General features: G+C 70.6%; 16 protein-coding genes. 9 read left to right on the forward strand and 7 right to left on the reverse strand.

Annotated features, from left to right (window positions below; all coding sequences use genetic code 11):
- Positions 1–3: 3 nt before the first annotated feature.
- Both I0C86_RS17250 and pdhA read right to left on the reverse strand, forming a co-directional pair.
- Positions 4–993, reverse strand: a complete 990-nt coding sequence (locus tag I0C86_RS17250) for an alpha-ketoacid dehydrogenase subunit beta (protein WP_196202259.1) — start codon at positions 991–993, stop codon at positions 4–6.
- Positions 993–2,177: a pyruvate dehydrogenase (acetyl-transferring) E1 component subunit alpha gene (pdhA, locus tag I0C86_RS17255; RefSeq protein ID WP_196202260.1), complete on the reverse strand. Its 1,185-nt coding sequence runs from the start codon at positions 2,175–2,177 to the stop codon at positions 993–995. Before pdhA ends, I0C86_RS17250 begins: the two co-directional genes overlap by 1 nt.
- Before the next feature lie 518 nt (positions 2,178–2,695).
- On the opposite strand from pdhA, the gene I0C86_RS17260 reads away from it, so the two are divergent.
- A complete protein-coding gene (locus tag I0C86_RS17260) occupies positions 2,696–3,559 on the forward strand; it encodes a hypothetical protein (RefSeq protein WP_196202261.1) in 864 nt (287 codons plus the stop codon).
- A gap of 20 nt (positions 3,560–3,579) precedes the next feature.
- On the opposite strand, the gene I0C86_RS17265 is transcribed toward I0C86_RS17260, so the two are convergent.
- Complete coding sequence (locus tag I0C86_RS17265; RefSeq protein WP_196202262.1) at positions 3,580–4,275, reverse strand: NUDIX hydrolase; 696 nt, start codon at positions 4,273–4,275, stop codon at positions 3,580–3,582.
- 463 nt (positions 4,276–4,738) lie between these two features.
- On the opposite strand from I0C86_RS17265, the gene I0C86_RS17270 reads away from it, so the two are divergent.
- On the forward strand, positions 4,739–6,265 hold the full coding sequence (locus I0C86_RS17270; protein ID WP_196202263.1) for a M28 family metallopeptidase: 1,527 nt from the start codon (positions 4,739–4,741) through the stop codon (positions 6,263–6,265).
- 152 nt (positions 6,266–6,417) lie between these two features.
- On the forward strand, positions 6,418–7,032 hold the full coding sequence (locus I0C86_RS17275; RefSeq protein ID WP_196202264.1) for a Uma2 family endonuclease: 615 nt from the start codon (positions 6,418–6,420) through the stop codon (positions 7,030–7,032).
- Positions 7,033–7,066: 34 nt separating this feature from the next.
- On the opposite strand, the gene I0C86_RS17280 is transcribed toward I0C86_RS17275, so the two are convergent.
- Genes I0C86_RS17280 through I0C86_RS17295 form a run of 4 tightly spaced genes read right to left on the reverse strand, consistent with a single transcriptional unit; the run spans position 7,067 to position 12,413 of the window.
- Entirely contained in the window at positions 7,067–8,299 is a 1,233-nt protein-coding gene (locus I0C86_RS17280; RefSeq protein ID WP_196202265.1) for a hypothetical protein, read from the reverse strand.
- Positions 8,300–8,308: 9 nt separating this feature from the next.
- A complete protein-coding gene (locus I0C86_RS17285; RefSeq protein WP_196202266.1) occupies positions 8,309–8,743 on the reverse strand; it encodes a hypothetical protein in 435 nt (144 codons plus the stop codon).
- Entirely contained in the window at positions 8,740–10,458 is a 1,719-nt protein-coding gene (locus tag I0C86_RS17290) for a GTPase (RefSeq protein ID WP_196202267.1), read from the reverse strand. The genes I0C86_RS17285 and I0C86_RS17290 overlap by 4 nt, the downstream gene beginning before the upstream one ends.
- Positions 10,455–12,413 (reverse strand): GTPase domain-containing protein, encoded by a 1,959-nt coding sequence (locus tag I0C86_RS17295; protein WP_323373698.1) that lies wholly within the window; start codon positions 12,411–12,413, stop codon positions 10,455–10,457. Before I0C86_RS17295 ends, I0C86_RS17290 begins: the two co-directional genes overlap by 4 nt.
- A gap of 302 nt (positions 12,414–12,715) precedes the next feature.
- Here I0C86_RS17295 and dnaK point away from each other — a divergent pair, with 302 nt between their 5' ends.
- The 6 genes from dnaK to I0C86_RS17325 all read left to right on the forward strand — a co-directional run bounded on the left by dnaK (position 12,716) and on the right by I0C86_RS17325 (position 19,436).
- Positions 12,716–14,590 carry a molecular chaperone DnaK gene (gene dnaK / locus I0C86_RS17300; RefSeq protein ID WP_196202268.1) on the forward strand — a complete coding sequence of 625 codons (1,875 nt, stop codon included), beginning with the start codon at positions 12,716–12,718 and terminating at the stop codon, positions 14,588–14,590.
- Positions 14,591–14,644: 54 nt separating this feature from the next.
- Complete coding sequence (gene grpE, locus I0C86_RS17305; protein ID WP_196202269.1) at positions 14,645–15,670, forward strand: nucleotide exchange factor GrpE; 1,026 nt, start codon at positions 14,645–14,647, stop codon at positions 15,668–15,670.
- A 119-nt stretch (positions 15,671–15,789) separates the two neighbouring features.
- Complete coding sequence (dnaJ, locus tag I0C86_RS17310; protein ID WP_196202270.1) at positions 15,790–16,986, forward strand: molecular chaperone DnaJ; 1,197 nt, start codon at positions 15,790–15,792, stop codon at positions 16,984–16,986.
- A gap of 24 nt (positions 16,987–17,010) precedes the next feature.
- A complete protein-coding gene (locus I0C86_RS17315; protein WP_407676314.1) occupies positions 17,011–17,457 on the forward strand; it encodes a heat shock protein transcriptional repressor HspR in 447 nt (148 codons plus the stop codon).
- Between the two features lie 462 nt (positions 17,458–17,919).
- Positions 17,920–18,540 carry a DUF4360 domain-containing protein gene (locus I0C86_RS17320; RefSeq protein ID WP_196202271.1) on the forward strand — a complete coding sequence of 207 codons (621 nt, stop codon included), beginning with the start codon at positions 17,920–17,922 and terminating at the stop codon, positions 18,538–18,540.
- Between the two features lie 248 nt (positions 18,541–18,788).
- Complete coding sequence (locus I0C86_RS17325; RefSeq protein WP_196202272.1) at positions 18,789–19,436, forward strand: DUF4360 domain-containing protein; 648 nt, start codon at positions 18,789–18,791, stop codon at positions 19,434–19,436.
- The last annotated feature ends 101 nt before the right edge of the window (positions 19,437–19,537 follow it).

Below are 19,537 nucleotides of genomic sequence, written 5' to 3' on the forward strand. Positions count from 1 at the left end.
CGCTCACCACCCGAAGGTGCGGTCGACGCCGTCGAGCACCCGATCGAGGTTCGGCAGGTAGTCCTCTTCCAACCGGGCGGCCGGATAGGGCGTGTCGAAGCCGGTTACCCGTAGCACCGGAGCCTCCAGGAAGTAGAAGCACTCCTCGGTGATCCGGGCCGCGATCTCGGAGCCGAGACCGAGGTTGCCGGGCGCCTCGTGGACCACCACGCACCGGCCGGTCCGCCGGACCGACTCGTAGACCAGGCCCAGGTCGAGCGGGGAGAGGGTGCGCAGGTCGATGACCTCCAGGTCACGTCCGTCCTCCTCCGCCGCGGCGGCGGCCTCCAGTGCGGTCCGCACCATCGGGCCGTACGCCAGCAGCGTGGCGTCACGGCCGGGCCGGACGACCCGGGCGGCGTGCAGCGGGTACGCGTCGCCGAGCGGTGCGTCCAGGTCCACCAGGCCCTTCTCGTGGTAACGCCGCTTCGGCTCGAAGAACACGATCGGATCGTCCGAGGCGACCGCCTGTTGGATCATCGTGTACGCGTCCTGCGGCGTCGCGCAGGCGACGACCTTCAGGCCGGCGGTGTGCGCGAAGTACGCCTCCGGGGACTCGGAGTGGTGCTCCACCGCGCCGATGCCGCCGCCGAACGGGATGCGGATGACGATCGGCACCTTGACCTTGCCCTGCGAGCGGTAGTGCATCTTCGCCACCTGCGACACGATCTGGTCGTAGGCCGGGTAGACGAAACCGTCGAACTGGATCTCGCAGATCGGCCGGTAGCCGCGGATGGAGAGGCCGACCGCGGTGCCGATGATGCCGGACTCGGCGAGTGGGGTGTCGATCACCCGGTTCTCGCCGAAGTCCTTCTGCAGGCTGTCGGTGATCCGGAAGACGCCGCCGAGCTTGCCGACGTCCTCGCCCATGATGATGACCTTGGGGTCGCTCTCCAGCGCGCGACGCAGGCCACGGTTGAGTGCCTTGCCCAGGGTGAGGGTCTCGGTGGCCATCAGTGCGCACTCCCCTCGAACGAGTCCATGTACCGGGCGGTCAGCTCACGCTGGGCGTCCACCTCCGGCGAGCCGTGTGGGAACACGTTGTCGAACATGGTCAGCGGCTCGGGATCGGGCATTTCGAGCACCCGTTCACGCAGTCGCAGCGCTTCCTGCTTCGCCTGCTCGTCCACCTCGGCGAGGAACGCGTCGTCCGCGATGCCCTGCTTGGTGAGGAAGGTCCGGACCCGCGCGATCGGATCCTTGGCCTGCCACGCCTCGACCTCGCTGGCGATCCGGTACCGGGTCGGGTCGTCCGTGGTGGTGTGCGCGCCCATCCGGTAGGTGTACGCCTCGATCAGGGTGGGGCCCTGACCGTGACGCGCGTTGTCCAGCGCCGCCCGGGTGACCGCGTACGTCGCCAGCACGTCGTTGCCGTCCACCCGTACACCGGGGAAGCCGAAGCCGGCGGCCCGCTGGTAGAGCGGGATCCGGGTCTGCCGCTCCAGCGGCTCGGAGATGGCGTACTGGTTGTTCTGGCAGAAGAAGACCATCGGGGCGTTGAAGACGCTGGCCCAGATGAAGGCCTCGTTCACGTCACCCTGGGCGGAGGCGCCGTCGCCGAAGTAGGCGATCACCGCCTCGCCGTCGTCGGTGCCGGTCCGGCCGTCCATGTTCACGCCCATGGCGTAGCCGGTCGCGTGCAGGGTCTGCGCCCCGATCACGATCGTGTACATGTTGAACTTGAATTCGTTCGGGTCCCAGCCGCCGAGATCGACGCCGCGGAACAGACCCAGCGGCATGATCGGGTCGATTCCCCGGCAGTAGAGCACGCCGTGCTCCCGGTAGGTCGGGAAGGCCATGTCCTGGGTGCGCAGGGCCCGACCGGAACCGACCTGGGCCGCCTCCTGGCCGAGCAGGCTGGCCCAGATGCCCAGCTCACCCTGCCGCTGTAGCGCGGTCGCCTCGGCGTCGAGCTTGCGGACCAGGACGAGGTCCCGGTACAGGCCGCGGTACTCCTCGTCGGTGAAGTCGACGCGGTACTCGGTACCGTCCGACCAGGTGACCTTGTCGATCCGGTCGCCGTCCGGGGTGAGCAGCTGCACGAGATCCCCTGCGCCTGGGGTTGTTCCGCCAGGCCGTGCGGACCGGGTTGTGGCCCGCCTACCGCGGGCCGTACCCGCAGGATCGCCCTTCGCCATCCCTATCTCCCTGTCGTTCGTGCGTCGGCACCGGGGGTGTCCCGACCGCGCAGCTGGTGCGCCCGTCCGGCTGGTGCCGGACCGGGGGTGGCTGTCGCGCCTTACCCCGGTAGGGGCAGCCACGCGACGTGGACCAGATTCTGGCCGATCCTGGTCCACCGAGCGCCGGCACCGCGTCCCGCCTGCCGCAGGGGGGTGCGCGGAAGGTTTGGCCGCGTTGCCGTCGGCTCCATATTCGCAGAGCAGCTCAGCACACCTGTAGTTCGGCCTCCGCCAGATTTGAATGGCCGCCAGGTTCGCACCAGATAAACCCATTTGATCGGGTACGGCGACCGGAACACTTCAAACTCCGTCGCTGACACGCTGTGTAAGGCTGGCAAACTCATCGTCACTACATCACTGTAGGTAGCGGAAATGTCGCCTGGTCGAGACGAGTTCCCGCCCGGTCCCATTTGGCCGATGCCGCCGTTGCGGGCGCGCCGGCCCCCAGCTGTCCCCGCGACGACGAGGAGCTTTCCGTGCCCAACCACGGGAACGACGAGCCGGCTCCCATGCTGCTGGCCCGGCACCGGCGGTCCGGAGGCGCGCACGTCGGATACCGCCGGGTGACCGGGATCCACCGGGCCGAAGGGCTCGCGGGGCCCGCCCGACGCTATCTGTTCACGGTCGCGTTGCTGGCCGGCACGTCGTCGTTGCCGATCCTGGCGGCGATCGGCAGCGGTTCGGCGACCGTGGCCGACGGCATGCCACCGGCCGGGGTAACTCCGTTCATCGCGCCGCCGTCCGGCGGGCCGCTGGTGGTCGTACCGCTGGTTTCGACCACGCCCCCCGTGGTGGCGCCGGGCCCGGCCGGTACGGGCGACCGGTCCCTGCGGTCCGGACCGCGGCCGTTCCCCGTCCCCTCCGGCGGCTGGCTCGACGATGCCGAAACGTCGGGTACGGAACCCGGCGGACCGCCGGACGGCGGCCCGAATCCGAACGGGACGGGCAGCCTGCCGACGCTTCCGGGGCCGACACCGGAGCCGGGGCAGACCGTGCCGCCGTCATCCGCTCCGTCCCTGCCTCCGTCCCCGGTGCCGGAGCCGTCGCCTTCCCCGCCGCTACCGGAGCCGTCCACGTCGGCCGAACCCAGCGGGCCGCCGTCGGCCGGGCCGACCGGCACCGTCGAACCGTCGCCGACGGCGCCCGCGACGTCTCCGGCACCGACCGGGCCGTCGGAGGCCACTCCCTCGGCGGAACCGACCCCGTCCGGGGAACCGACCGCCGCCCCCGAGTCGACCGACCCGTCGCCGACTCCGGCGCCGAGCCCTGTCCCGGCGCCGAGCCCTGTCCCGGCGCCGAGCCCTGTCCCGGCGCCGGCCGCCGGACTCAGCCTCGGGTGAGGGTCAGTCTCGGGTGAGGGTCAGCCTCGGGTGACGGACGGGCGGAGCATCGGCGGGTGCAGCAGGTCGGCCGATCCGCGTCGGTAGAGCTGAGCCGGTCGGCCCCGATCTCCCTCGGTGACCCGGCCGGCGGGCTCCACGAAGCCGGGGGTGCCGGTCACCTTCCGGTGGAAGTTGCGTGGGTCGAGTTGCCTGTTCCAGACGGTCTCGTAGACCGTCCGCAGCCGGGCGATGGTGAACTCCGCTGGACAGAAGGCGGTGGCCAGCGGGGTGTATTCGAGCTTGGCCCGGGCCCGCTCCAGCCCGGCGGCCAGGATGACGTCATGGTCGAAGGCGAGCTCGGCGTCGGCGATCCGGGACACCGGAAGCCAGTCGGCCGCGGCCGCGTCGGTGCCGGCCACCGGCGGCGGTAGGTCCGGAAGCAGGGCCAGGTACGCCACCGTCACCACCCGGCCGCGCGGGTCGCGCCCCGGCGTGCCGTACGTGCCCAGTTGCTCGAGGTGGCCGATCGGCTCCGGGACCCCGGTCTCCTCGGTGAGTTCCCGTGCGGCGGCGTCCGCCAGGTCTTCGTCGATCCCGACAAACCCGCCGGGCAGCGCCCAGCGACCGTGGTACGGCGGTACGCCCCGGCGGACCAGCAGGATGCAGAGTTCGTCCTCGCGCACGGTGAGGACCACCAGGTCGACGGTCACCGCGAACGGTGGATATTCGGTCATCTGAATTATCACCACCTTGACGAGAAGCTACCACAACCGTTATCGTCAACAGGACGAAAAGTTCCGGGCCGGAAGGCACCGGTGCAGCACAACCCTCAGACGGGGTCGCCGACCGGCAACGGCGGCCCTCGGCGGCGCTGACCTCGGTCAGCGCCGCCGCCCTGACCGGCCGGCGAGGGGCGGACCGGTCTTTCGATAAGACCGGCGGGCCGCGACGCGCTCTCCCGCGTCGCGGGCCGCCGGTCCCCGGCCACGCCACCCGCAGCCGCAGCCGGCCACCCACAGCCACCCACAGCCCGCCGGCTCGACCGCCGCCGCCCGCCAGGCCTGTGGTTTGTGGTGACTCGGCCCTACCGGCCGGTAAGCACACTCATGTGGACTATTCACCGGCCATCCACCCGTAGCTATGCTGACGTCCCTCGACAACACCGGAAAACCCCGGTGATCAGCGACAGGAGGCAGCGTGGGTCGTACCAGCGGTAGGTGGAGCCGTGGCCTGCTGGCCACCACGCTCGTGACAGCGCTCGCGGTCGTGGCCGCGCCAGCACCCGCCCAGGCGAACCTGGGCAGCCTCGGCTCCTGGGCATTGCGCAAGGCGGTGACCGCCAAGGGCATACAGAAGCATCTCAAGGAGCTACAGAAGATCGCGGACCGCAACGGCGGCAACCGGGCCTCGGGCGCGTCCGGTTACGACAGATCGGTGGACTACGCCGAGAAGGTGCTCCGGCGGGCCGGATACCGGGTGACGCGGCAGAAGTTCGACTTCCAGACGTTCCTGATCAACACTCCGTCCGAACTGCAGCGGACCTCGGCGCCGGCCGGCGACCTGCCACATCGGATCATGAGCTACTCCGGCAGTGCCGACGTCACCGCGCCGGCCAGCGTGCCGGCCGGCGACTCCCAGGGCTGCGCCGCCAGCGACTTCGGCCCGGCGAACGTCGGCACCATCGTCCTGATCAGCCGGGGCACCTGCGCGTTCGGGCAGAAGGCCAGCAACGCGGCGGCCGCCGGTGCGGCCGCCACCGTCATCTACAACAACATCAGTGGCGACCTCTCCGGAACCCTGGGCAACACGTACACCCTGGACTTCGCCGCGCTGGGCGTCTCACAGGCCCTCGGCCAGGAACTGGTCGGTCAGGTCGCCGGTGGCCTCACCCTTCGGGTCTTCACCGACACCTACCGGGGCATGGCCAGCACCGAGAACATCCTGGCCGAGTCGCGCTGGGGCAACCCGGGCAACGTGGTGATGGCCGGTGCGCACCTCGACTCGGTGCCGGAGGGCCCGGGGATCAACGACAACGGCAGCGGCAGCGCCGCGTTGTTGGAGATCGCCGAGAAGATGAGCGTCTTCCCGACCCGGAACAGGGTCCGGTTCGCGCTCTGGGGCGCCGAGGAGGCCAACCTGGTCGGCTCGACGTACTACGTCGCGAACCTGCCGGCGGCCGAGCGGGACAAGATCGCCCTGTACCTCAACTTCGACATGGTCGGCTCGCCGAACTACGTCCGGTTCGTCTACGACGGCGACAACTCGGCGTTCCCGCCCGGCACCGGATCGGCGGTCGGCCCGCCCGGCTCCGGGGCGATCGAGAAGCTGTTCCACGACTACTTCCGGTCGCAGCGGCTGGCCTCGGCGGAGACGCCGTTCTCCGGACGGAGCGACTACGGACCGTTCATCGCGGCCGGTGTGGACATTCCGTCCGGTGGCCTGTTCACCGGAGCCGAGCTGGTCAAGACGGCCGAGGAGGCCAGGGTCTACGGCGGCACCGCCGGTGTCGCGTACGACCCGTGCTACCACCAGGCCTGCGACGACATCGACAACATCAGCCTCAAGGCGATCGACGAGATGTCCGACGCCGTTGCGCACGCGGTCATCACCTACGCCTACGACACCCGCAGCGTGACCGCGCCGACGGGCGGCCCGGCCAGCGGCACCACCGCACCGGCCGGTGGCGGCGGCGGACTGCACGACGACCACGAGGTCGCGATCTGAGATTTCCGGGTATGGCGGCGGGGCGGTGCGAAAGCGCCGCCCCGCCGCCGTTGCGTGAACCTGTCGGTGCTCACCGTTATCGTGGCGCCCGTGAACGTCCCACCCGTAGCCTTGACCTCGTGGCTCCCCCGACCGATCCCGGAGGTCCTCCGATGACCGCCGCCCCGATCGCCCTCGACCGGCCCGGCCCGCACGGCTACACCACGGCAGACCTGCACGCCCTGCCGGACGACGGCCGGCGCTACGAGCTGATTGACGGGAGCATCATCGTGTCCCCCTCGGCCACGATCGACCACAACACCATCGCTTTGTGGATCGCCAACATCCTCTGGGACTCGAATCCCTCCGACGAATACGTCGTCGGCACCGACCAGTCGACCACCGTCGACGACCACAACGAGCCCCGGCCGGACGTGGTGGTGACCCGGGCGGAGCACCTGCGGCGTACCCCGTTCCCGATCGCCGACGCGCTGCTGGTCGTCGAGGTCGTGTCGCCGACCTCCGCGCTGCGGGACACCGAGACCAAGCGGGCGCTCTACGCCCGGGCGGGTGTGCCGGCGTACTGGATCGTCGTGCCGGAGGAGGACAAGCCGAGCATCGCGCTCGCCGAGCTGGTGCTCGACCCGGCCGGCCGGCAGTACCGGTACGTCACCCACTACACCACCGAGCCGTTCGCGACCGACCAGCCGTGGCCGGTCCGGGTCGACCTGCCCGGCCTGACCGCCCGCCGGGCCCGGCTGCTGGGCCAGCCCGCCGACGAGCGCTAGACGCGGTTTCCGGGCCGGGGCGACCCGCCCGGAATCACTGCACCGGGTCGTCGCCGAGCCGCTGCCGGTTCGCCTCGATCCAGGCGTCCAGCGCCTCCGGATCGTTGGGGTCGACGCCCTCGGCCATCAGCTGCGCCACGGCCGCCGTGGCCGGGCTGCGCCGCTCGCCGGTGGTGTAGAGGCGGACGAACTCCGGCACCATCTCCTCGACCGAACTGTCGGTCTGGGTGGCCGCCTCGCCCGGCAGGGCCCGCTGCCGGGCGGCGTACGCGGCCCAGCTCCGGACCACCCGGGGCAGCATCGCCGCGTCGTCCATGTCCAGCACCGCCCGCCGGTGCACCCAGTCGAGCAGGAAGAGACCGGCGACCGCCGGACTCCAGCGCATCGGGTCCGCGTCGGGAAACGACGCCGAATGGTCCAGCACCAGGCTCAGGCAGAAGTGCAGGGAGGCGAGATCCGGCTCGGCCACCTGGTGCAGCCCGAACCTGGCCGCCTCGGGCGAGGCCAGGAAGGCGCGTACCAGCCGGTCGCGTTCGGCCGTGGAGAGCGGCTCGACGTCGTCGTCACCGACCACCGGGGCCGCCGGTGCCGGCAGCAGTGCCAGCCGGTGGCCCACCAGGGCGCGATCGGTGGCCAGCGAACCCTCGTCGGGCAGGTCCCCCAACTCGTCGGTGATGTCCAGGTGCCGGGCCACCTCGCCGCGCAGCCGCGACGGATCCTCCTCGCGGAACCAGGTCAACGCGTCGTCGGCGCACATCTCCCGGACCTGTCCGAGGATCCGCTCGGCGGGGCCACCGACGAACACGTCCTTCGTGATCCCGATGTTGTGGTCGACCAGGGCCACCACCGCGTGCTCGGGGCCGCCCGCCTCACTGTCGTCGTACGCGAAGGTGGCGAGGTACGACGTCTGGTCGCCGTACACGTCGCCGTAGGCGTAGCTGCCGGTCAGGCGTACCTTGCCGAGTTGGCCGGACCAGGACGGCGCCTGGGTGCCGGGCTTGACCGAGCCGGCGCCGACGGCGTCCGGCACCAGCGCGGCGAAGACGGTCCGGATCGTGGTCGCGGCGGCGGTCCGGCGGCGTGACGTCGCGGAGAGGAAATCGCCGACGAATTCCCGGACGGCGCTGCTGCGGTCTTCCTCCGCGATGGCATAGACACTGCCCAGAAGTGCCGTACCGAGCATCTCGGCGTCGAGCGCGCAGTCGAGCTTGGTCACGTCGCGAGCGGCGTGCAGCACGGCTTCAAAAGGGGTCCGAGGCGAGGCCATGGCTCGACACTACGCCCGCCAGCGGTGGTCCAGTACCAGCAGCGCGCCGGGAGCGATCACCCCGGCCAGTAGCACGGTACGGCTGGCGAGCAGGTCGGTGCTGGTCAGAGTGCCGCCGTGGGCCAGATGGAAGCCGAGATGCAGGCTCGAGAAGAGCAGCAGCCCGCTCAGTACCACGGCGGTCACCCGGCGATCGTCCAGCCATGCGGCGGCCAGCAGCATGGCGCCCAGGGTGAGGAACGCCGCGCCGACATCGGTCATCAGGTGCGAATTGTACGGCGGATAGCCGGCCGTCCAGTTGAGCCCGAAACCGGGGAAGTTGTCGAAGAACCAGCGGGGCGCCAGCACGGCGGGTACGCCCCACGAGACGTGCAGGAGGCCGAGCAGGATCAGCCCGCCCCGGACCAGGACGGTTCGGCCCCGGCCACTTCCCGTGCCCGTCACCGGGACGAGGAGGCGACCGCCAGCGCCGACCTTGCCTCGGCGTACGACCTGAGCACCTCGCGGACCGGCACGATCACGTACCCCTGGGCGGCCTCGGCCACGGCGTCGTGCATCCGGCCCTCGGCCCGCCAGCGGGCCCGGCGGGCCGCCCAGCGGATGACCGGCCTCACCAGCAGCGCCATCAGCATCCCGAGCAGCAGGCCGCCGAGCAGCAGCACCGTGGGCAACGGGGTCAGCCCGACCATCGGGTACTCCAGCCGGGGCAGGCCGAGCGCCCGGACCGCGTACCCGACGAGCAGCCAGAGCAGTCCCGCCGCCGCGCTGACGGTCACCAACCACTGCACGGCGTTGACGAACCGCCACCAGACCGGTCGGCGGTCCATCCCGAGGTCGGTGGTGGCCACGGCCCGGTCCAGCGCGTCGGGAAGGTCGGCCATCCGGGACCGGGCGGCCGCGGTCACCGCCGTCGACCAGGCGGCGGGCAGCCCCGTACCGGCCCGGTCGGCGACCGCGCGCACGGCCAGTCCGACGGCGGCGAGCTGAGCCGCGGTCGGCTCGGGCACCGAGGTGGCCGCCGGTGCCGGGCGGTCGGCGCCGAAGCCGTCCTCCAACGCGGCGGCGCCGTTCTGGCCGTGTCCGGTGGCCCCGGTCAGATGCAGCCGACGCAACGGGTCGGGCCGCAACCGCCGCCAGCCCCGGGCCAGCGGCCATCCGGTGGCCGCGACCGCCCGGTGCCGGTAGGCGCGCTCGGTCGCCTCGGCCACCGCCGGTACGCCAGCTGCGCCGGCGAGCGCGTCGATGAGCCGGCGCATCGTCGGCCGGTCGACGTCGGCTTCGGCCCGAGCGGATCCGATCAGGTCCGAGAGCCCGTCGACCACCAGGTCCACGTCGGCGGAGAGCCGGCGCAGCGCCGCCTGCCGCTCGACGACGGTCTGTTCCAGGGCCGACCGCAGCGGGGCCGTTCCGGCGTCGCGCAGGGCCGAGGTGGCGAGCACCGGGATCCCGGCGAGCTGGTCGGCGTCGAGTAGTCGGCGCAGGTCGGCCAGTACCCGGGGCAGTTCGGCTCCGGGCAGGCGGTCGGCCTGGTTGAGCACCACGACGGTGACGTCCCGGTGCCGGTGGAACTCGCGCAGGTAGCTGCGGTGCAGCACCCGGTCGGCGTACTTCTGCGGGTCGACGACCCAGACCACCAGGTCGACCAGGCCGAGCAGCCGGTCGACCTCGGAGCGGTGCGACCGCTCCACCGAGTCGAAGTCGGGCAGGTCGAGCAGGACCAGGCCGTGCAGGGCCGCCTCGTCCGTCCCGTCGAGGGCGCTCTCCCGGACGAACCGGTGCCGGGGCAGCACCCCGACCCAGTCGAGCAGCCTCGTCGCGCCGTCCAGCGGACCCCACACGCAGGCGTGGGTGACTCCGGTCGTGGGCCGTCGCACCCCGACCGGGGACATCTCGAACCGGGCCAGCGAGTTGAACAGGCTGGACTTGCCGCTGCCGGTGGCGCCGGCCAGCGCCACCACGGTGTGGGCGCCGGAGAGGGCGAGCCGGGTGCCGGCGCGTTCCACCAGCGTGTGTGCCGGAACCAGCCGGTCGTCGGGCAGTTGGCCGTCGACGGCGGTCATGAACCGGTTGATCGCGGTCAGCCGCTCGACCAGCCGGTCGGGGTCGATCCGCTGGTCGCCGCGGAACGCGTCCCGTACCCGGCCCAGGATGTCGGTCATCGGATCACCTCCGGTCCGGTGGCTCCGGGATCGTCGCCGGACGGGGCATGGGTGCGGGCGGCGTCGAGCGTCCGGCCCGCGTCGCGTAGCCGGTCGCCGGGCCCTGCGTCGACCCCGGCGGCGGCGGTCCGGGTCAGGTAGCGCGCTGCCTCCTGGTCGAGCAACTGGTCGACCAGGAGCAGCAGTTGGGATCGGGCCCGGGTGGCCAGGGTACGGATCGCCTGGTCACCGAAGATCGCTTCGAGGACCTTCTGCGCCGCCACGGTGGTGCCGCCGGCCGCCGCGATCTCCAGGCCGGTCGGAATGAAGGCGGTCGAGGCGAAGACCGCGATCATGACCGCCAGGCCGGTGGCGTTGACCGCGTACGCCGCGCTGCGCGCCACGAAGCGCTTGTCGCCGCCCTGGCTGCGGACCAGTTCCAGGACGCCCCGCTGCCAGTCTCGGACCAGTCGTTCGGCGCGTTCCGGCAGGTCGTCGCCGGGTCGGGCCAGCTCGGGGGTGAGCAGCGCGGCCCCGGCCGGATGTGCCTGCCAGGCCGCGTGGCTCTGCTCGGCGGCGACCGCGGCGGTCTCCCGCAGCAGGGTGACCAGCTGGGACTCGATCGCGGTCCGAAGCTGGGCGTTCGGGGCGGGGCGGCCGGTCATCGCCGCGACGAGCCGGTCGCGCAACCGGCCGACCCGGGCCTCGAGGGTCCGGAACAGGTCGCCGGTGCCGACGAACTCCTGCCAGCGCGCCAGTACCTCGCCCCGGAGCAGCCGGCCGTCCCGGAGACTCTGCTCGACGGAATGGCGGGCGGCCCGGTAGGCCGCGTGGACCCGGAGGTCCAGGGCCTGCGCGGCGGCGGCCTGCTGGTCGGCGGCGACGGCCAGGTTCTCGATCGCCGGAACGAGTGCGGTGACGGCGCCGTCCAGGGTCTGCCGGATGACGGACGCGCGGGCCTCCGAGTCGGCGGCGAGTCGGGCGAACCAGGACCGGAGTGGTTCGGTGAGCCGGCCCGGAAGCAGTCCCTGCCCGTCGACCACCGTTTCGGGCAGCACGAACAGCGGCGCGGCGCCCAGCCCGTGCGCGGCCAGCATCTCCGCCAGGTGGGCGGTCACCTCGTCGGTCGCCGCCGGTGGCACCCGGTCGAGGACCAGCGCGATCGCCGTGCCGCGCAGTTTCGCGGTACGGAGCAGTTCCCAGGGCACCGCGTCGGCGTACCGGGCCGCGGTCGTGACGAAGAGCCACAGGTCGGCGGCGGCGAGCAGTTGCGCGGCGAGGGCCCGGTTGGTGTCGACCACCGAGTCGATGTCCGGCGCGTCCAGGAAGGCCAGCCCGGCCGGCAGGGCCGGCGCGGCGACCAGTTGCAGCGTGTCCGGGCGGTCGCCGGGTTCGGCGGTCCGGGTGAGGCCGGGCAGCAGGTCACCCTGCCGGAACCAGGCCGAATCGGCCGGACCGCAGACCAGTACCGGCGAGCGGGTCGTCGGTCGCAGCACACCGACCGCACTGACCCGGGCCTGGACCAGGCTGTTGACCAGGGTCGACTTGCCGGCCCCGGTCGAGCCGCCGACGACCACCAGCAGCGGTGCGTCGAGCCGGGCGAGGCGCGGCAGCAGGTAGTCGTCGAGCTGCGCCACGAGCGCGGCGGCGAGGTGTCGCGAGTCGTCCGCGCCGGGCAGCGTCAGGGGGTACGCCGTCGTGTCGATCACGGTACGCAGCCGGACCAGTGCCTCGCGCAGGTCCGGTTCGGCGGTCCCGGCGGCCGGTTCGGCGTGGGTCGGCGGCCGCGGTCCGGAACCCGGCGCCGGTACGGCGGAAGGCGCCGGAGTGCTTCCGGCCGCGTCGGCGTCCGGCGTACCGGCGCTCGACGACTGGGGCGGAATATCGCCCGTATCGAAACGAATGTCAGTGATAGGGGTTTTTGGTCCGACCATGGGCGTACCGAGGCCGGTGGCCGGATCGCCGTGGGTCGTCACGGGTAAAGACTGCCCGATCCATTCAACACAGACAACAGGCACGGTTGCTTACGGATCCGCGCGTTGCCGGCTGCCGGTCGGGCCCACGGGTGTTCCGTGCCGCTGTGACCTTCTTCGATGGGCGTCCGACCGCTGGCCGGGGCGGGTGGGCGGTGGATCGGCGGGTTGCGTCCATGTGACTCAAGTCCGACTTTGACGTTGGCGGAGATCGTGGCACTATTGAGTCCGGTCCACTCAACTTGCGGTGGGTGCGCTGCGGGCGGCGCCCGTCACCTGCCTTGTAACGAAGCGAGGAAGCGAAGATGGCACGTGCGGTCGGAATCGACCTCGGCACGACGAACTCCTGCGTCAGCGTTCTCGAAGGCGGTGAGCCCACCGTCATCGCGAACGCCGAGGGCTCGCGGACGACTCCTTCGATCGTCGCGTTCGCCCGTAACGGCGAGGTGCTCGTCGGTGAGGTCGCCAAGCGTCAGGCGGTGACCAACCCGGACCGGACCATCCGGTCGGTCAAGCGGGAAATGGGCACCAACTGGTCCGTTGACATCGACGGAAAGAAGTACACCTCGCAGGAGATCTCCGCGCGGACGCTGATGAAGCTCAAGCGGGACGCCGAGGCGTACCTGGGTGAGCGGATCACGGACGCGGTGATCACGGTGCCTGCGTACTTCAGCGACGCCCAGCGGACCGCCACCAAGGAGGCCGGCGAGATCGCCGGCTTCAACGTGCTGCGGATCGTCAACGAGCCGACCGCGGCGGCGCTCGCCTACGGTCTGGACAAGGGCTCCAAGGAGCAGACCGTTCTGGTCTTCGACCTCGGCGGCGGAACCTTCGACGTGTCGCTGCTGGAGCTGGCCGAGGGCGTCATCGAGGTCAAGTCGACAAGCGGTGACAACCACCTGGGCGGCGACGACTGGGACGAGCGGATCATCGAGCACCTGGTGAAGACCTTCCGTGGTCAGCACGGTGTCGACCTGTCCCAGGACAAGATGGCGATGCAGCGGCTCCGCGAGGCGGCCGAGAAGGCCAAGATCGAGCTGTCCGCCGCCACCACCACCAGCATCAACCTGCCGTACATCACCGCGGGTCCGAGCGGGTCCGACGGCGCTCCCTCGGCTCCGCTGCACCTGGACGTGACGCTCAGCCGGGCCGAGTTCCAGCGGATGACGCAGGATCTCCTGGACCGCTGCAAGGGCCCGTTCGAGCAGGCCATCAAGGACGCCAACATCAAGATCAGCGAGGTCGACCACGTGATCCTGGTCGGCGGCTCGACCCGGATGCCGGCCGTCTCCGAACTGGTCAAGCAGCTTACCGGCCGGGAGCCGAACAAGGGCGTGAACCCCGACGAGGTCGTCGCGGTCGGCGCCGCGTTGCAGGCCGGTGTGCTCAAGGGCGAGGTCAAGGACGTCCTGCTGCTCGACGTGACGCCGCTCAGCCTGGGCATCGAGACCAAGGGCGGCATCTTCCACAAGCTGGTCGAGCGGAACACCACCATCCCGACCAAGCGGTCCGAGGTCTACACGACCGCCGACGACAACCAGCCGTCGGTGCTGATCCAGGTCTTCCAGGGCGAGCGCGACATGGCCGCGTACAACAAGAAGCTCGGCACCTTCGAGCTGACCGGCATCGCGCCGGCCCCGCGCGGCGTGCCGCAGATCGAGGTCACCTTCGACATCGACGCCAACGGCATCGTGCACGTCGGTGCGAAGGACCTCGGTACCGGCAAGGAGCAGTCGATGACGATCACCGGCGGCTCGGCGCTGCCGAAGGACGACATCGAGCGGATGATGCGGGACGCCCAGGACCACGCCGACGAGGACAAGCGGCGGCGGGAAGAGGCCGAGATCCGCAACCAGGCCGAGCAGCTCCAGTGGCAGACCGAGAAGTTCCTGGCCGAGAGCGGCGACAAGCTGCCCGCCGAGTCCCGGGACAAGATCGGCGAGGCGCTGGGCGACCTGCGCTCCGCGCTCGGCGGTACCGACCTGGAGAACGTCAAGTCGGCGCACGAGCGGCTGGCCAAGGTCTCCCAGGAGGCCGGCACCCTGCTCTACTCCCAGCAGGGCGAGCAGGCGCAGCCCGGTGCCGGAGCGGGCGCCACGGACGGTGGGCCGACCGGCGCCAAGGCCGGCGACGACGACGTGGTGGATGCGGAGATCGTCGACGAGGACGACAAGAAGTGACCCGTTCTCGCCGCAGTCACGTTGGCCGTAAGCAAGACGGATCGAGGTAGTCGCATGACGGACAAGCCACGAGCCGCCGATCCGGACACCGTCGGATCGACGCCGGGTGGCTCCGCGCCCGGCCGGGCCGAGGGTACGGCCGGCGAGGGCATCGTCATCCGGGACAAGCGGAAGATCAATATGACCGGGGACAAGGCCGGCCAGGGCCGGCACGCCCAGCCCGACACGGCTGGCGAGACGGACGCGGCCGGCACGCCGACCGACGGCGCCCCGACGGCGGTGAAGGATCCGAACCCGGATCCCGAGCCGCCGGCGGGCGCCGAGGCGCCGACCGTCGCCACCGGGGAGGTCGACGACACCGAGTCGAGTGCCGCCGCCGGCACGGTCGACGACGCGAAGTCGACCGACGGTACGCCGGACGTGCCGGACTCGGCGACGGTGACCGACCAGGGTGACGGAACGGACGAACCCGACGCCGTGCCGGACGAGTCCGCGCCGGCCACTCCGGTGGTGGACGACGCCGAACTCGCCGAGGTGCTGGAGGCGGAGAAGCCGTCCGGCACCGACGGCCCGGTGGTGGACGCTCCGGCCACACCGGTCGGTGACGGCGCCCCGGAGACCGACGGCCCCGGCCCGCTGGGTGCCGAGCTGGCGGCCCTGCGTGCCGAGCTGGACGAGCGGACCAGGGACCTCCAGCGGGTGACGGCGGAGTACTCCAACTACCGCAAGCGGGTGGACCGGGACCGGGGACTCGTGGCGGAGCAGGCCACCGGGGCGGTACTCGTCGCCCTGCTGCCCGTCCTCGACGACCTGGACCGGGCCCGGGAGCACGGTGACCTGGTCGGGCCGTTCGGCACGGTGGCCGAGCAGTTGAATGCCACGCTTGGCAAGTTCGGGCTGACCCCGTTCGGCGAGAAGGGCGACCCCTTCGACCCGAACCGGCACGAGGCGGTCGCGCACCGGACCTCCGCCGAGGTCACCGAGTCGACCTGTGTCGAGGTGATGCGCCGGGGCTACCAGCTCGGCGATCGGGTGTTGCGGGCCGCGCTGGTTGCGGTGGCCGATCCAGAGTCGGAGTGAATGGCCGCGAGCGAGGGTGATCCGGTGTCGCGTGGTCGAGGTACCGCCGGTGTGGTGTCCGTAGCGGCGGGCACGGGCGGGACCTCGACCACGTCCCAGGGGAAGGGGGTGGACGATCGATGAGTTCCAAGGACTGGCTGGAGAAGGACTTCTACGCCGTGCTGGGGGTGGACAAGTCCGCCTCCGCAGACGAGATCAAGAAGGCCTACCGCAAGCTGGCCAGAGAGTCGCACCCCGACCACAATCCGGGTGACGTGCAGGCCGAGGAACGGTTCAAGACCGCCTCGGAGGCGTACGACGTACTCGCCGACGCGCGCAAGCGCAAGGAGTACGACGAGATGCGCTCGCTCTTCGGCTCGGGCGCGTTCCGGCGGAGCGCCAGGGCCGGCGGACAGCCCGGCGGCTACCCGTTCGACGTCTCCGACCTGTTCGGCGGGGCGGGTCAGCCGGGCGGCGCCGGTGGTGACCGCCGGTTCGGCGGCGCCGGATTCTCCGACCTGTTCAGCTCGATCTTCTCCGGTGGTGCCGGCACCGGTCCGACCCGGGGCCGTGGCCCGGCCCGGGGGCGGGACGTCGAGGCCGAGGTGGTGCTGGACTTCGACGACGCGGTACGCGGCGTCACGGTGCCCCTGACGCTGCGCGCCCCCGGCGTCTGCGACACCTGCCACGGCGACGGGGCCAAGCCGGGTACGTTGCCCCGGACCTGTCCGCAGTGTCACGGGGCCGGTGTGGTCACCCGGAACCAGGGGTCGTTCAGCTTCTCCGAGCCGTGCCGGGAGTGCCAGGGCGTCGGCACGATCGTGGACGAGAAGTGTCCGGAGTGCCGGGGCACCGGCGGGGTGACCAAGTCGCGCACCCTCAACGTGCGGTTCCCGGCCGGGGTCGCGGACGGCCAGCGGATCCGGCTCGCCGGGCGCGGGGAGCCCGGTGACCGGGGCGGTCCGGCCGGCGACCTGTACGTGCTGGTGAAGGTGCGCAACGACGAGTTGTTCGGGCGCAGTGGCGACGACCTGACGCTGACCGTGCCGATCACCATCGCCGAGGCGGTGCTCGGCACCGACCTGCGGGTGCCGACGCTGGACGCCGCGGTCACCCTGCGGGTGCCGCCCGGTACGCCGAGCGGTCGTACGCTGCGGGCCCGTGGGCGGGGCGTGGCCCGGCGCGACGGCCAGGCCGGTGACCTGCTGGTGACCGTGGAGATCGTGGTGCCCGAGCAGCTCTCCGCCGAGGCCCGTGAGGCGCTGGAGGCGTTCGCCGCACAGACGCCCTCGGCGGGACGGGAACATCTGGACGCCCGGGTGCGTCGTTTCAACTGACCGGTCAACGCGGAGGTGATCAAGGTGGCTGATGAATACGTCGTCGTCTCGATCGAGCAGGCGTCCGACGCCAAGGTTCTGATGATCTCGGTGGCGGCCCGGATGGCCGGCATGCATCCGCAGACCCTTCGGCAGTACGACCGGATGGGCCTGGTCCAGCCCGGCCGCGCGCCCGGGGGCGGACGCCGGTACAGCGTCCGGGACGTCGCGCTGCTGCGCGAGGTGCAGCGACTCAGCCAGGACGACGGGGTCAACCTGGCCGGAATCAAGCGGATCATCGTCCTGGAGCAGCTTGCCGACGAGCTCCAGCAGCGGGTGGCGCATCTGCAGGCGGAACTGGACGCGGCGTACCGGCGGATGGCGGAGTTGGAGGCGCTCGGCGGTCTGCCCCGCCGCGACCTGGTCCCCACCACCCGGGCCTCGACCGCGCTGGTGGTCTGGCGCCCGCGTCGGTCCGATCCCTCGGCCTGACCGGGTCCGGCCGGCGTCCATTACCCGAAGGCTTTCGAAAGCGGCGTCCCTGTCGATCTAGTAATCGTCATCCGGCGCTCGGAAACGATTACCTCGAACGCGTGGGATTCATTACCCCGGTAATCGGCATGAGGGTCGATCGTACGTGTTGGCGACGTCAAACCGTTGATCTGTTCGCCACCGGGTTTCCACCGCATGCCGACGCGTTCAGAAGACGCACCGTCGATCCGGTCCGACCCCCGACCGGGTTCGAGCATGCTGGCCGGCGAGCCTTATGAATCATGGTGTCCGACCCGGCGTGGCCTGTGTGCTCGTCGGGCGTCGATTAATTGATCAGGTCCAGAATCAACTGTCGGTGTCAGTGTGAAAATTACGTGAAGATTCTTTAATTGACGTTAATCAATGTTGTGACTATGGTGAGCGGCGGGCGCGACCGCATCGCGACGACCGGAAGGAACCAGTATGTCCAACGTGATGGCTGTCGGCGGCGTACTCGCGGCGGCACTGTTTGCCTCGACGGTAACTACCGAGCCTCTGGCGGAACCCGCTGAACGGATCACCATCAGCGTGGAGACCGTCAACGGCTCGGGCTGCTCGGCGGGAACGGCCAGGGTGAGTACCGCAGCAGACGATACATCCTTCACGGTTACCTACAGCGACTACTACGTCCTCGGAGGCGACGGGGCGAGGCCGACAGAATCCCGGAAGAACTGTCAGATCAGCCTGCGGGTGCAGATCCCCCAGGGCCTCACCTTCGCGGTGGCCCAGGTGGACCTGCAGGGCTATGCACACCTCCAGCCGGGGGCCACCGGCTCGCAGCACTCGCACTACTACTTCATGGGGACCTCACCGACCGCGCAGACGAGTCACGAGTTCAAGGGACCGTACAGCGACTTCTGGCGCACGTCCGATCGCGCCGCGGCCCTGGTCTACGCGCCGTGTGGCGAGGACCGCAATCTCAATGTCAACACCGAGCTGCGGGTGGATGGCGGCGGTTCCGGTAACGGCACGAGCTTCATGGCGATGGACTCGACCCGTGGCAGTGTGCGCAGCCTGTACCACCTCAGCTGGAGAGAGTGCTGATCACCCCGCCGCAACGCGTCTTCTGACGGCGGTTTGCGGGGCTGGCGCGAAATAGGGCCCCCGGCCGATTTGATGGAATGATTAATGTCCATCCAATCGGCCGGGGGCCCTTGCTTTTTGTTGAAAGTCAGGTCGTACCACTAATCGGCCCAGGGTGCATCCATTTTTCAGACATTGACGAACATCAATAGTGAGAGTTAAAGTGAACGTGCGCGCGCAACATTATCGCCACGATCGGGAGGGAACCCATGATCAGTGTGCTGGCCATTGGCAGTCTCGTTGCCTCGATGCTCGGCGGCCCGATAGTCATCCCGATGGATCCGCCGACGGAGCCTCCGGATGCGCAGATTGTCATTGATGTCATTACCATCAATGGTTCGGGTTGCCCGGCCGGGACTGCGGCTGTCGCGGTCGCCCCCGACAACACCGCCTTCACTGTGACCTACAGCGACTATCTCGCCCAGGTCGGTGTGGGGGCGCGGCCGACCGACTCCCGGAAGAACTGCCAACTGGCCCTGCAGGTCCATGTTCCGGAGGGCTTCACCTACGCGATTCTCCAGGCCGACTACCGGGGCTACGGGTACCTGGCGTCCGGTGCGACCGCTGTTTCGCGGGCCAACTACTACTTCCAGGGTTCCTCGCCGACGACGTACAAGAACCACTCGTTCAGCGGCCCACTGGACGACAGTTGGCAGACGACCGACACCTCCGAGTTGACCTCGGTGAGCTACGCGCCCTGCGGCGAGATGCGCTTCCTCAACATCAACACCGAACTGCGGGTGAACCTCGGTACGTCCAACCCTGCGACCACCACCAGTTTCATGACGATGGACTCGACGGACGGCGGCATCAGCACCATCTACCACTTCGCGTGGAAAGAGTGCGACGAGTCCTGACGCAGTACCCCTGAACCGCGGATACGGGAACTGTTCCCGTACCCCGTCCCAGGGGCGGGTACCCGCCCGGCCGGCATTGTCCAGCCGGTGCGGGTGCCCGA

Origin of the sequence: Plantactinospora alkalitolerans (genome assembly GCF_015690345.1) — a bacterium.
Taxonomy (GTDB): Bacteria; Actinomycetota; Actinomycetes; order Mycobacteriales; family Micromonosporaceae; genus Plantactinospora; species Plantactinospora alkalitolerans.